Genomic DNA, 13,473 nt, shown 5'->3' on the forward strand with positions numbered 1-13,473 from the left:
CGGGAACAGCCCTGTGTAAAAAGATGCGATGCGGGGGCCGTTCGTCAGGACGCGACGCGGGGCGAGAGGCGCTCGGAGGCCGGCACCGAGCTCGGCTCGTCCATCTCGATCGCGATCTGGGTGCAGACCGTGCGGCACAGGGTGACGGCCTTTTCGCTCTGCACGCGGTAGATCACCTGCGTGCCGTCCTTGCGCTTGGCCAGCACGCCCGCGCGGTAGAGCAGGTTCAGGTGCTGCGACAGATTGGGCTGGGTGGTGTCGATTTCCTGCAACAGCTGGGAAACCGACTTCTCCTTGTCGCAAAGCGCACTGAGGATGCGCAGCCGCATGGGGGTGGCGAGCACGCCGAAGAGTTCGGCCGCGAGTTCAAACACGCGGACTTTTTCCACTTGGCCTTCGGACGCGATCATCTGTTCCATGGCGGTCGTTGCTCGTGTAAATATAAGCATGAATTGTACTTACAAACACCCCAAACCACCATGCCTTGCCAACGCGACCGGAACGCCGGCAAGGCCTCCCCTGCGTTTCAGGCCAGCAGATCCTTGATGTGCTGCAGCGCGGCGGGATCGTCCATGGTCGTGAGGTCGCCCGGATCGCGGCCTTCGCAGACCGCCTGGATGGCCCGCCGCAGCAGCTTGCCACTGCGCGTCTTGGGCAGCACGGTCACGAAACGCACCCGGGCCGGGCGGGCCACTGCACCGAGCTGCTCGTCCACCCGCTTCATGATCTCGCCCTCCAGCTTGAGCTTCGAGGCCTCGTCACCGAGCGCCGAGGTGTCCTTGGCGACCACGAAGGCCATGGCCACCTGCCCCTTGAGCTGGTCGGCCACGCCCACCACCGCCACCTCCGCCACGTTGGCGTGGCTGGAGATGCTCTCCTCGATCTCCCGCGTGCCCAGCCGGTGGCCCGCCACGTTGATCACGTCGTCGGTGCGGCCCAGGATGTAGAAGTACCCGTCCTGGTCACGGATGCCCCAGTCGAAGGTGCTGTAGACCAGCTTGCCCGGGATGCTCTTCCAGTAGGTGTTGATGAAGCGCGCGTCGTCCTTCCACACGGTCTGCATGAAGCCGGGCGGTGTCGGCCCTTCGATCACCACCACGCCCTTCTCATCGGCACCGGTGAGCTCTTCACCGGTGGACTCGTGCAGCAGCTTGACGCTGTAGCCGTACATCGGCACCCCCGGGCTGCCGAACTTGCTGGGCCTCTTCTCGACCCCGTTGGCGATGGTGAGAATGGGCCAGCCGCTCTCGGTCTGCCAGTAGTTGTCGATGATGGGCACGCCCAGGCCGTCGCTGATCCAGCGCGCCGTGGGCTCGTCCAGCGGTTCGCCGGCGAGGAACAGCGCCTTGAGGCTGGAGAGGTCGTACTGCTTCAGGTAGGCCGGGTCCTGCTTCTTGAGCACGCGCACCGCGGTGGGCGCGCTGAACATCACCGTCACCTTGTACTTCTCGACCAGCCGCCACCAGATGCCCCCATCGGGCCGGATCGGCAGGCCTTCGTACAGGATGGTCGCCATGCCGGCGATCAGCGGGCCGTAGACGATGTAGCTGTGGCCCACCACCCAGCCAATGTCGCTGGTGGAGAAATAGGTCTCACCGGGTTCGCCCATGAAGATGTGCTTCATGCTCGCCGCCAGCGCCACCAGGTAGCCCCCGGTATCGCGCTGCACGCCCTTGGGCTTGCCGGTGGTGCCGCTCGTGTAGATCGTGTAGCTGATGGCGGTCGACTCCATCCATTCGCAGGGCACCTGGGTGTTCAGGTGCTGCTCGCGCAGAGCGGTGTAGTCGTGGTCGCGCCCGGGCACCAGGGACATCGGCGCCAGGCCCCGATTGACCAGCACCACCGACGCCGGCTTGTGGCTGGACAGGCGAAGGGCTTCGTCCAGCAGCGGCTTGTACTCGACCACCTTGCCACCGCGCGACCCTGCATCGGCGCTCACGATGGCCACGGGGGATGCATCGTCAATGCGGTTGGCCAGCGAATGGCTTGCGAAACCGCCGAACACCACCGAGTGAATGGCGCCGATGCGCGCGCAGGCCAGCATGGCGAAGGTGGCTTCGGGAATCATGGGCATGTAGATCAACACCCGATCGCCCTTCTTCACGCCCTGCCCCAGCAGCACCGCTGCCATGCGCTGCACCTCGGCATGCAATTCGCGAAAGCTGTAGGTGCGCTCGGTGTCGGTCTCGGTCGACACGTAGATCAGCGCGTTCTGATCGGCGCGATCCTGAAGGTGGCGGTCCACCGCGTTGTGGCACAGGTTGGTCAGCCCACCCTCGAACCAGTGCGCGAACGGCGGGTGGTCGTGGTTGCAGACCCGGTCGAACGGCTTGTGCCAGTCCACCAGCTCGGCCTGTTCGGTCCAGAAGGCATCGCGGTCCTCGATGGAGCGGCGGTAGAACTCGGCGTAGCCCTGACTCATATGAATGTCTCCTGCAACTGATGGACCCGAAAGTCGCGCACTAAAGTGAATTCATAATTATGCTGAGCCCGCTTGCGCGAGGCTGACACGGCGCAAGGCCGCCGCCCTGCGCCGCTGCACGCTTCTCTTATTTGATCAAGACCTGGATCTCGCGGAACGCGGGGTGCTCGGCCGTGCGCAGCCACTCGAAGGCCACCATCTCCGTGGTCACCAGCTCGGCGCCCGCGCCGGCCAGGCGGTCGAAGGCGGCGTCTCGGTTGCGCTCGGTGCGCGAGCTGCAGGCATCCGTCACCACCCAGACGTCGAACTCCTGCTCGATCAGCTCCAGCGCGGTCTGCAGCAGGCACACATGGGCCTCGCAGCCCGCCACGACGACAGTCTGGCGCTCCGAGGCTGGTGCCGCCGCCGGCTTCTGCAGGTGCTTGGGCAGGCTGCGCGCATTGCCGGACGCCTGCTGACGCGCGGGAGGGCGCAACCAGTCGGCCAGGCCATCGGAGACGGCGCCGAAGTGCATCTTGGACAGGGTCTTCTGGCACAGCTCGCGCAGCTCGGGCGGGTTGGGTCCCAGTTTTTCGGGGTTCTGCTCGGTGCCCCAGGTGGGCACCCGCAGGGCCTGGGCCATGCGCGCCAGGCGCAGGGCATTGGCCAGCACTTGAGGGCCTTCGAAGATGGCGGGCATCAGGCGGGCCTGGTAGTCCACCAGCACCAGTTGGGAATCGGAGGCGTCCAGCAGCATCGGTTTGTCTTTCACGTCTAAGGCTTCGGGGAGAAGCGGGGATTTTCGCAGGGCCGGTCGGGGTGGCCGCGAATGCCCTCAGCCCCCGAACAGATCGGCCTGCCCCGGTTCACCCGCTGAAGCGCCATCGCCCGGGCTCAACCGGGCCACGAGTTGGTCCACATAGGCCTGGAACAGCGCGTCAGGTGACTGCCCGAACATGCGGATGCGGCCGGTGTGCTGCAACAGCAGCAAACCCACCCCATGGGCGAAGAGCGCGGTGTTCTCGCGCAGCGCGGCTTCGGGCGAGAGCCCCATGGCCTGCAAGGCCTGTTCGCAAGGATGCAGGGCGTCGTGCAGGCGGCTGTTGAGCTGCTGGTTCAGTTCGCTGGTCAGGCCCCGTGGGGCCAGCCCCTGCACCAGGTAGAAGCCCAGGTCCAGATCGCGAGGGTTGCGGGCGTAGAAGCCGAACCAAGCCTGCGCCTTGGCCGCGAGCATCGCCTGGGGTTGGGGTTTGGGCGGCTTGGCGGCAGCCACCTCCTGGTTCAGCCGCTCCAGCGATTCGGCCAGCAACGCGGCGTAGATCGCCTCCTTGCTCTCGAAGTAGCTGTAGATCGCCCCTGGTGTGTACGCCGCCCGCTTGGCGATTTCCCGGATGCTGGCGCCTTCCACGCCCTTTTCGGCGAAGACACTGCGCGCCGCTTCCAACACCAGGGCGCGCCGGGAATCCGACTGCGCCGCCTGGCGCAGCTGCCGTTGGCGTTGTTGTTCTCGCGCGGCCTCTGCCTCGGCCTCCGAGGGCACGGGGATCAGTTCATGCAAATGGACGTCCATGCGCGCAGTTTATCGCCATGACGAACACGGATCGCTGAAATTAAACATTTGCACAAATTATTGAACACTGTTTAAATAAATGCTCGAGAGGAAAAAAATACGTCGACCGTCAATCCATCTACGAGGCATCCATCCCATGAACAACTCACTGGCTCACCCACCCACGCTCATGAGCGGCAAGGATTTCCGCGAATCCCTGCGCGAGCGCAAGCCGCGCGTGTTCGTGGACGGGCGCGCGGTGGACAGCGTGGCCGATGAACCGGCCTTGCAACCCGGGATCAACGCCATCGCCCTCACCTATGACTTGGCCCTCCAAGCCCGGTACGCGCCGCTGATGACGGCGGTCCAGCAGACCAGCGGCCGCCGGGTGAACCGCCTCAGCCACATCAACACCAGCAGCGGCGACCTGCTCAACAAGCTGGAAGCCGTGCGCCTGGTGTGCCAGGAGACCGGTTGCGCCCAGCGCTACCTCACCCACGACGCGCTCAACGCCATCGGCCAGGTCTCGGCCCGCATCGACGATGCCCGTGGGACCACCGAGCACACCCAGCGCTTCCTGAACTACCTGCACCGCGTGCAGGACCAGGACCTGACCCTGGGCGTGGCCATGACCGATGCCAAGGGCGACCGCAGCCGCCGTCCGCATGAGCAGGCCAACGTGGACAGCTACGTGCACGTGGTGGAGAGAAACGCACGCGGCATCGTCATCAGCGGCACCAAGGCCATCGTCACCGGCGCGCCCTATGTGCACGAGCTGCTGGTGATGCCGTGCCGCCACATGGGCCGCGAGGACGCCGACTTCGCCGTCTGCTGCGCCGTGCCCATCGACGCACCGGGCCTGACCATCGTCGCTCGCCCCGCCGGCCGACCCGGCGAAAAGGTCGAACATGGCGAGGCCCTGTTCAGCCGCAAGTACGGGCAGAGCACCGGCGTCTGCATCTTCGACCGCGTGTTCGTGCCCTGGGACAGCGTGTTCTACGCCGACGAGTGGGAACACTCCAGCCACCTCACCTACAGCTACGCCACCCACCACCGCCACACCTGCATCGGCGCGCGCGCCGGCTTCGGCGACCTCCTCATCGGCGCCGGGGCGCTCATGTGCGAAGCCAATGGCTTTGACCCGGGTCGGGAAACCCATCTGCGCGAACAAATGGTGGAACTGATCACCATCACCGAGGGCTTCTACGCCTGCGGCGTGGCGGCCAGCGTCTATGGCAAGGCCGACCCGCACAGCCAGACCTTCATGCCCGACCCCGTGTTCTCCAACATCGGCAAGCTGCTGCTCGCCACGCAGATCTACGACATGCACCGCATCGCCCACTACGTGAGCGGCGGCCTGATCGTCACCCTGCCCGGCCCGGACGAAGACCACAACCCCGAAACCGGCGCGAAACTCTCGGACGTGCTGCGCGCCAACCCCGACGTGCCTTACGAGCAGCGGATCCAGACGGCGCGTTTCCTTGAAGACCTGACCGCTGGCTACCAGGGTGGCTGGTACAGCGTGATCAGCCTGCACGGCGGCGGTTCGCCAGCCGCCATGAAGCAGGAAATCTGGCGCAACTACCCGGTGGGCAACAAGGTCGAGCTGGTCGAACGTCTGCTGGAACGCGGCGTGGCGGCCGACGGCAGCGCTGCCGCATCGCCTCACGACCCGGCACGCGCCATCACGAAAAACCGCCAACCCGGCAAGTGCTGCGACACCGGCTGCACCGCGCCCGGTCAGCCCGTGATGGTGAATCTTCCGTCGGTCACCAGCAGCCTTCCGTCGCGAGCCGCCCAGCTGGCCAGGAAGTGAATACGAAAGTGGTTGTAAATCAAGGGGTTGGCGCTCGATTCTCGCTTGACTTCCAGCAGCAGCGCCGATACCCTCACGCCCTATGTCGCGTTGGCTCCCCATTCTTCTGCTGTGCGGTTCGGCCGTGGCCCACGCCGCGCCGGGCACCACCAACGGCTATGAAGACATGGACTCGCTGCTCAACGACAAAGGCCTGATGGCCCGCATCGGCCAACAGGTGCAGCATGCCCGTGAGACGGTGAGCGACCAGGCCTCCAGCCTCGTCATCAACGCCATGGCCTTCCTCGACGTGCCGTACCGCTATGGCGGCAACAGCGCCGAAACGGGCTTCGATTGCAGCGGCTTCGTGCGCGCGGTGTACGAACAATCGCTGGGCAAGATCCTGCCCCGCCGTTCCGACGAACAGGCCGCGGCCACACAGACCATCGACCGCAGCGAACTCAAGCCGGGCGACCTGGTGTTCTTCAACACCATGCGCCGGGCCTTCAGCCACGTCGGCATTTATGTGGGCGACGGCAAGTTCATCCACTCCCCGCGCAGCGGTGCCCAGGTGCGCATGGAAGACATGCGCATGGCCTACTGGAACAAGCGATTCAATGGCGCGCGCCGCGTGCCGGTGGCCGACAAGGCTCCCTGAGCCGTCCTGGCCATCACGGCCACCGCGTCGCCGCCCCGACGCTCACTCCATCTTGATGTTCGCGCCCTTGAGCTGGCGGTTGCTGCGCCATTCCTCGGCAATGCGGCGCGCGAAGGAAGGCCGGTCGCCGAGCGCGGGCAGGTTGTCCGACGCCAGCAGCCGCTCGCGAATGGGGGGCGTCTGCACCGCCGCGTTGATTTCCGCATTCAGCCGGTCCAGCACCTGCGGCGGCGTCCCACCCGGCGCGAACAGGCCGAACAGCGACGTGACATTGGCCTGGGGCAACCCCAGCTCGGCAAACGTGGGCACCTGCGGCAAGACCTCCAGGCGCTGCGGCGCGCCCACGGCCAGGGGCTTGAAACGACCGGCCTCGATGTGGGCCAGCTGTGCCGGAGCCACGTTGGTCGACAGCAACTCGAACTGCCCGCCCAGTGCGTCGGTGAGCTGCTGGCCGCCGCCCTTGTACGGAATGTGCGTGACCACCACGCCGCTGCCCAGCTGCACCTGTTCCAGCACCAGATGGCCGGCGGTGGCCAGGCCGGAGGTGGCCCAGCGCAGCGCGCCTGGATGGGCTTTGGCTTGCGCGAGCAGGTCCGCAAAGCCCCGGCCCATGAAGGTCGGCGTGCCCACCAGCAGCACGGGCGTGTACATCACGCTGGCCACCGGCTCGATGTCTCGAAACGGGTCGTAGCCCACCGCACCGAGGTGCGGGCGCAGGGTCAAGGGGCTGACCGCCGAGAAGGCCAGTGTGTGTCCGTCGGCCGGCGCGCGCGCCAGCGCCTGCAGCCCCACGCTGCCGCCCCCACCACCCCGGTTTTCCACCCGCACCGCCACGCCGAGTTGCCACGACAGGCGCTCGGCCAGCGCGCGCGCGACGCCATCGCTGAGCCCGCCCGGTGGGTACACGACGATGATGCGCAAGGGCTGAGAAGGCCACCCGGGCTGCGCATGGCTGGCCCGTGGCTCGACGACGCCTGCCAGCGCCAGCAGCGCCGGGATCGCTTGCCGACGCGACAGCCCTTCTCTCATGCCACGGTGCGCCCCCGTCGCGCGCGCGCCTGGGCCTTGCGCGCCGTGTCCCGGGCGATCTTGAGGAAATGCGCGGCCGGGCCGGAGGCTTCGGCCGAGCGGTACACCAGGGTCAGCGGCGCATCCAGCGGCGTGCCTTCGCGCAAGGGCAGATAGACCACCGCGTGGGGATGCAGCCCGCTCATGGAGGTCGGCACGACCGCGATGCCCGCGCCTGCGGCCACCAAGTTCAGGCTGGTCACCATGCGCTCGACCTCGGCGGCAATGCGCGGACGAAAACCATGGGCTTCGCACAGCGCCAGCAGGTTGGCGTACAGCCCCGGGGCACCGGGCTGCCGCACCAGGATGAAGCCCTCCTCGCGCAGGTCCGCCAACGCCAGCGCGCCCGACCGGCGTCGCGCCAAGGCGTGGTCTCCAGGCAGCGCCACCAGCACCGGCTCGCGCAGCAGCACCTCGAAGGTCAGGCTCTCGGGCTGCGACACCGGCACGCGGATCAGGCCGCAATGCAGCCGCCCCGCCTCCACCGCCTCGGTGATGCCGGCCGCGTGGTCTTCGCGGATCGACAGTGCGATGCCGGGCCAGGCCCGCCGGCAGGCGCGCAAGGCCTCGGGGGTGAAAGCATGCGCGGCGGCGGAGCTGGTGAAGCCGACATGGAGCACACCGAGTTCGCCGCGCGCCACGCGCGCCATGCGCTGCTCCATGGCCGCCATGTCGTCCACCAGCTGGCGCGCTTCCCGCTCGAACAGGCGCCCGGCGTCCGACAACGCCACGCCCTTGGGATGGCGATGGAACAAGGCAACGCCCAGCTCCTTTTCCAGTGCCTTGATCTGCAGGCTCAGTGGCGGCTGCTGGATGCCCAGGCGCTCGGCCGCGCGGGTCATGTGGCCGGCCTCGGCGACGGCCAGGAAGTAGCGCAGGTGCCTGATTTCCATATCTGAAAGGTATTGAAATTCGGGTTTCAGTATATTTGACATGGGGTGGCGGCGCACCTATCGTCCGCGTGGATTCGAACAACCACAGGAGACCTTTCATGCCCCTTCGCCCCATCGCGCTGCTGGCGCTGGCGGCCCTCGCCGGTCACAGCGGCGGCGCCATCGCCCAGGCGCCTACCGACCCCCAGCCCCGCGCCTGCCCCGCCGAAGTGCCGGCCGGTGCCACCTGCCACACGGGCGAGGACGGGCTGGGCGGCTTCTACTGGATCGCCTTGCCCGCCGGGTGGAAACCTGAAACCGGCGTGCTCGTGGTGCATGCCCATGGCGGCCCTGCCGACACCGGCCCGGCCACGCTGGCGCGCGGCGAGGAAGACCTCAAACGCTGGGCCGTGACCGTCAAGGCCGGCCACGCCTGGGCGGGCGCCACCTACCGCCGGGGCGGCTTTGGCGTGAGCATGGCGGCCGAGGACACCGAGCGCGTGCGCCGCGTCTTCGTGAAGCATTTCGGCCCGCCCCGCCGCACCATCCTGCATGGGCAAAGCTACGGCGGCTCGGTCGCCGCCAAGGGCGCCGAGCTGTACGCCACGGTGGACGGCCCCAACGGACCGGTCAAAGGCCCTTACGACGGCATGCTGCTCACCAGCGGCATGCTGGGCGGCGGCACCCGCGCTTACGACTTCCGGATCGACTTGCGCGTGGTCTACCAGTACGTGTGCAAGAACCACCCGAAGGCAGATGAGCCCCCGTACCCGCTGTGGCAGGGCCTGCCCATAGACGCCAAGCTCACGCGCGCCGAACTGGCCAACCGCGTGGACGAATGCACCGGCGTGCGCAAGCCCGCCGCGCAACGCACCGAACAGCAGAAGACCAACCTCGCCAACATCGTCAACGTCATCAAGATCCCCGAGCGCTCGCTCATCGCCCACCTCAACTGGGCGACCTGGCTGTTCCGCGATCTGACGCAGCTGCGCCTGGGCAACCGCAACCCGTTCAACAACGCCAACGTTCGGTACACCGGCTCCACGGACGACGCGGCCCTGAACGCGGGCGTGCTGCGCTACACCGCCGACCCGGTGGCCGTCACCGAGCTGGCGAAGGACAGCGACCCCCAAGGCCGGATCAACATGCCCGTGCTCTCGCTGCACGCCGTCAACGACCCGACCGCGTTCGTCGAACTCTCTTCCGCCTACCGCGAGACACTGGATCGCGCGGGCAGGGGCAACCTGCTGGTGCAGACCTTCAGCGACGAGTCCGAGCACAGCTACCTGAGCGATCCGCAGTACCCCGCGCTGTTCACCGCCCTGCTCAACTGGATCGACAAGAACGAGAAGCCCACGCCCCAGACGGTGGCCACGCTCTGCAAGGGCTACGAGGCCGCGTATGGCGACACCTGCAAGCTGCTGCCCGACTACCGAAGCGCGCCGCTGGCCAGCCGCGTCCCGGCTCGCTGAATGCGGCCCATGAAAAAAGCCGCCGGCCCGTGAGGGCTGGCGACTTCTTTTTTGGCCGGCGTTGCGGCGTTTACTTGCGCTGCGGCGGCACGTCCGTGCAGGAGCCGTGGGCGATCTCGGCCGCCATGCCGATGCTCTCGCCCAGCGTGGGGTGGGGGTGGATGGTCTTGCCAATGTCCACCGCATCCGCGCCCATCTCGATGGCGAGGGCGATCTCGCCGATCATGTCGCCTGCATGCGTGCCCACCATGCCGCCGCCCAGGATCTTGCCGTGGCCATGGGCCTCGGGCGAGTCGTCGAACAACAGCTTGGTCACGCCTTCGTCGCGGCCATTGGCGATGGCGCGGCCCGAGGCCGTCCAGGGGAACAGGCCCTTCTTGACCTTGATGCCCTGCGCCTTGGCCTGGTCTTCGGTCAGGCCCACCCAGGCCACCTCGGGGTCGGTGTAGGCCACGCTCGGAATGACGCGCGCGTTGAACGCGGCGCTGGCCAGCTCCTTGTTGCCCTGCAGTTCACCCGCGATCACCTCGGCCGCCACGTGCGCCTCATGCACCGCCTTGTGCGCCAGCATGGGCTGGCCCACGATGTCGCCAATGGCGAAGATGTTGGGCACGTTAGTGCGCATCTGGATGTCGACGTTGATGAAGCCCCGGTCGGTCACCGCCACACCGGCCTTCTCGGCGCCGATCTTCTTGCCGTTGGGCGTGCGGCCCACGGCCTGCAGCACCAGGTCGTAGGTCTGCGGCGCGGGCGCCGTGCCACCCGGCTCGGCGCTCTCGAACGTCACCTCGATGCCGGCCGGCGTGGCCTTGGCCGACACCGTCTTGGTCTTGAGCATGATGTTGTCAAAGCGCGGCGCATTCATCTTCTGCCAAATCTTCACCAGGTCGCGGTCGGCGCCCTGCATCAGGCCGTCGAGCATCTCCACCACGTCCAGGCGCGCGCCCAGCGTGCTGTAGACCGTGCCCATTTCCAGGCCGATGATGCCGCCGCCCAGGATCAGCATGCGCTTGGGGACTTCCTTGAGCGCGAGCGCGCCGGTGCTGTCCACCACGCGCGGATCGTCCGGCATGAAGGGCAGGCGCACGGCCTGCGAACCGGCGGCGATGATGGCCTTCTTGAAGCCGATCACCTGCTTCTTGCCTGTCTTCTCCTGGCCGGTGGCCCCCGTGGTCTCTTCCACTTCCAGGTGGTTGGCGCCCACGAAGGAACCGACACCGCGCACGGTCGTGACCTTGCGCATCTTGGCCATGGCGGCCAGGCCACCGGTGAGCTTGCCGATCACCTTTTCCTTGTGGCCGCGCAGCTTCTCGATGTTGACCACCGGGCGGCCGAACTCCACGCCCAGCGCCGCCATGTGGCTGACCTCGTCCATCACCGCCGCCACGTGCAGCAGCGCCTTGGAAGGAATGCAGCCCACGTTCAGGCACACGCCACCCAGGGTGGCGTAGCGCTCGACGATGACGACCTTCAGGCCCAGGTCGGCCGCGCGGAAGGCCGCGCTGTAGCCGCCAGGACCACCGCCGAGCACGACCACGTCGCACTCGAGATCGGCGCTGCCGCCGAAGCTGGCGGCGGTCGGCGCAGCCACCGGGGCCGCAGCCACCGGGGCCGCAGCCGGCGCCGCTTGTGGCGCGGGTGCCGGTGCGCTGGCGGCGGGCGCGGCAGCGGCCTCACCCGCCGCTTCCAGCGTCAGCACCACGCTGCCCTGCTTGACCTTGTCGCCCAGCTTGACCTTGAGCTCCTTGACCACGCCGGCCTGGGAAGACGGAATCTCCATCGAGGCCTTGTCGGACTCGACCGTGATCAGGCTTTGTTCGGCCTTGACCGTGTCGCCGGGCTTGACCAGCAACTCGATCACCGCCACTTCGTCGAAGTCGCCGATGTCGGGGACTTGAATATCGATGAGTGCCATCTGCGTGGTCCTTTACAGCAACACGCGACGGAAGTCGCTGAGGATCTGGCCGAGGTACACGTTGAAGCGCGCGGCGGCGGCGCCGTCGATCACGCGGTGGTCCCAGGTCAGCGAGAGCGGCAGCATCAGGCGCGGCTGGAAGGCCTTGCCGTCCCACACCGGCTCCATGGTGCTCTTGCACACGCCGAGGATGGCCACTTCCGGCGCGTTGATGATGGGCGTGAAATAACGCCCGCCAATGCCACCCAGGCTGGAGATGGTGAAGGTCGCCCCGCTCATCTCGGCCGGGCTCAGCTTGCCCTCGCGCGCCTTCTTGGCGAGTTCGCCCATTTCCTGGCTGATCTGCAGCACGCCCTTCTTGTCGGCGTCCTTGATCACCGGGACCATCAGGCCGTTGGGCGTGTCGGCCGCGAAGCCGATGTGCCAGAACTGCTTGTAGATCAGGGCATCGCCGTCGATCGAGCTGTTGAACTCGGGGAATTTCTTGAGCGCGGCCACGCAGGCCTTGATCAGGAAAGCGAGCATGGTGACTTTCACGCCGCTCTTCTCGTTTTCCTTGTTGGTGGACACGCGGAAGGCTTCGAGGTCGGTGATGTCGGCGTCGTCGTGGTTGGTGACCGCCGGGATCATGACCGCGTTGCGCAGCAGGTTGGCGCCGCTGATCTTCTTGATGCGGCCCATCTCCTTGCGCTCGATCGGGCCGAACTTGGCGAAGTCGACCTTCGGCCAGGGGATCAGGCCCAGGCCGGCCCCGTCGCCACCACCGCTGGCCGGGGCCTTGGCCGCCTGCGCCTTGGTTTGCGTGGCGCCGGCCATCACGGCCTTGGTGAAGCCTTGCACGTCGTCCAGCACGATGCGGCCCTTGGGACCGCTGCCCTTGACCTCTTCCAGCGGCACACCGAGTTCACGGGCGAACTTGCGCACCGAGGGCGAGGCGTGGGGCAGGCCCAGCGGCGCCGTGGCGGTGGGGTTGTGGGCCGGTGCGGCGGCGGCGGGCGCCGAAGCCGTGGCGGCCTGGGGTGCTGCCGCAGCGGCAGCAGGTGCCGCGGGCGCGGCCGTCGGTGCGGCGGCGGGCGCTGGCGCTGCGGCCGGGGCGGCAGCCGCCGCAGAACCTTCCAGAATCGCCAGCAAGTCACCGATGTTCACGGTGTCGCCGATCTTGACCTTGAGCTCCTTGAGCACGCCAGCGGCCGAAGACGGGATTTCCATCGAGGCCTTGTCGGATTCGACCGTGATCAGGCTCTGCTCCACCGAGATCTTGTCGCCGGGCTTGACCAGCACCTCGATCACCGCGACGTCCTTGAAGTCGCCGATGTCGGGCACACGCACCTCCACCGGGCCGGCAGCCGCAGCGGGCGCCGCCGCAGGCGCGGCAGCCGGTGCCGCAGGGGCCGAGGCCGGTGCAGCGGCTGCAGCCGGTGCGGCCGCCGCCGGGGCCGGAGCGGCTGCAGCCGGTGCGGCCGCCGCCGGGGCCGGAGCGGCTGCGGCCTCTCCCGCCGCCTCCAGCACCAGCACCACCGAACCCTGCTTGACCTTGTCGCCCAGCGCGACCTTGAGTTCCTTGACCACGCCGGCCGTGCTGGAAGGGATCTCCATCGAGGCCTTGTCGGACTCGACCGTGATCAGCGACTGCTCGGCCTTGACCGTGTCACCCACCTTCACCAGCAGTTCGATGACCGCCACTTCATCAAAGTCCCCGATGTCCGGGACCTTCACATCAATCAGTGCCATGTTCTTGTCTCC

At 67.5% G+C, this 13,473-nt stretch carries 11 protein-coding genes; 3 read left to right on the forward strand and 8 right to left on the reverse strand.

Annotation, left to right across the window (positions count from 1 at the left end; genetic code table 11):
• Positions 1-44 precede the first annotated feature (44 nt).
• From ABSY19_RS01530 to ABSY19_RS01545, 4 genes are all read right to left on the reverse strand, one after another.
• Complete coding sequence (locus ABSY19_RS01530; protein ID WP_204731485.1) at positions 45-419, reverse strand: helix-turn-helix transcriptional regulator; 375 nt, start codon at positions 417-419, stop codon at positions 45-47.
• A 107-nt stretch (positions 420-526) separates the two neighbouring features.
• Positions 527-2,422, reverse strand: coding sequence for a propionate--CoA ligase (locus ABSY19_RS01535; protein ID WP_382158439.1), 1,896 nt, complete (start codon positions 2,420-2,422; stop codon positions 527-529).
• A 127-nt stretch (positions 2,423-2,549) separates the two neighbouring features.
• Complete coding sequence (locus ABSY19_RS01540) at positions 2,550-3,158, reverse strand: isochorismatase family protein (protein ID WP_382163999.1); 609 nt, start codon at positions 3,156-3,158, stop codon at positions 2,550-2,552.
• A gap of 78 nt (positions 3,159-3,236) precedes the next feature.
• On the reverse strand, positions 3,237-3,971 hold the full coding sequence (locus ABSY19_RS01545) for a TetR/AcrR family transcriptional regulator (RefSeq protein WP_382158441.1): 735 nt from the start codon (positions 3,969-3,971) through the stop codon (positions 3,237-3,239).
• 136 nt (positions 3,972-4,107) lie between these two features.
• On the opposite strand from ABSY19_RS01545, the gene ABSY19_RS01550 reads away from it, so the two are divergent.
• Entirely contained in the window at positions 4,108-5,766 is a 1,659-nt protein-coding gene (locus ABSY19_RS01550; RefSeq protein WP_382158443.1) for a 4-hydroxyphenylacetate 3-hydroxylase family protein, read from the forward strand.
• Between the two features lie 82 nt (positions 5,767-5,848).
• A complete protein-coding gene (locus ABSY19_RS01555; protein WP_382158445.1) occupies positions 5,849-6,403 on the forward strand; it encodes a C40 family peptidase in 555 nt (184 codons plus the stop codon).
• A 42-nt stretch (positions 6,404-6,445) separates the two neighbouring features.
• Here ABSY19_RS01555 and ABSY19_RS01560 read toward each other — a convergent pair whose 3' ends face one another.
• The gene (locus tag ABSY19_RS01560; protein ID WP_382158447.1) at positions 6,446-7,432 is read right to left on the reverse strand and encodes a Bug family tripartite tricarboxylate transporter substrate binding protein; all 987 of its coding nucleotides are present in this window, start codon (positions 7,430-7,432) and stop codon (positions 6,446-6,448) included.
• The gene (locus ABSY19_RS01565) at positions 7,429-8,364 is read right to left on the reverse strand and encodes a LysR family transcriptional regulator (protein WP_382158449.1); all 936 of its coding nucleotides are present in this window, start codon (positions 8,362-8,364) and stop codon (positions 7,429-7,431) included. Before ABSY19_RS01565 ends, ABSY19_RS01560 begins: the two co-directional genes overlap by 4 nt.
• Before the next feature lie 98 nt (positions 8,365-8,462).
• On the opposite strand from ABSY19_RS01565, the gene ABSY19_RS01570 reads away from it, so the two are divergent.
• Positions 8,463-9,815: a hypothetical protein gene (locus ABSY19_RS01570; RefSeq protein ID WP_382158451.1), complete on the forward strand. Its 1,353-nt coding sequence runs from the start codon at positions 8,463-8,465 to the stop codon at positions 9,813-9,815.
• Between the two features lie 70 nt (positions 9,816-9,885).
• Here the strand turns inward: ABSY19_RS01570 and lpdA are convergent, their stop codons facing one another.
• Both lpdA and aceF read right to left on the reverse strand, forming a co-directional pair.
• A complete protein-coding gene (gene lpdA, locus ABSY19_RS01575) occupies positions 9,886-11,730 on the reverse strand; it encodes a dihydrolipoyl dehydrogenase (protein WP_382158453.1) in 1,845 nt (614 codons plus the stop codon).
• Between the two features lie 12 nt (positions 11,731-11,742).
• Entirely contained in the window at positions 11,743-13,461 is a 1,719-nt protein-coding gene (gene aceF / locus ABSY19_RS01580; RefSeq protein WP_382158455.1) for a dihydrolipoyllysine-residue acetyltransferase, read from the reverse strand.
• Positions 13,462-13,473 lie beyond the last annotated feature (12 nt).

This window comes from Hydrogenophaga sp. ANAO-22 (genome assembly GCF_042466645.1).
Taxonomy (GTDB): domain Bacteria; phylum Pseudomonadota; class Gammaproteobacteria; order Burkholderiales; family Burkholderiaceae_C; genus Hydrogenophaga.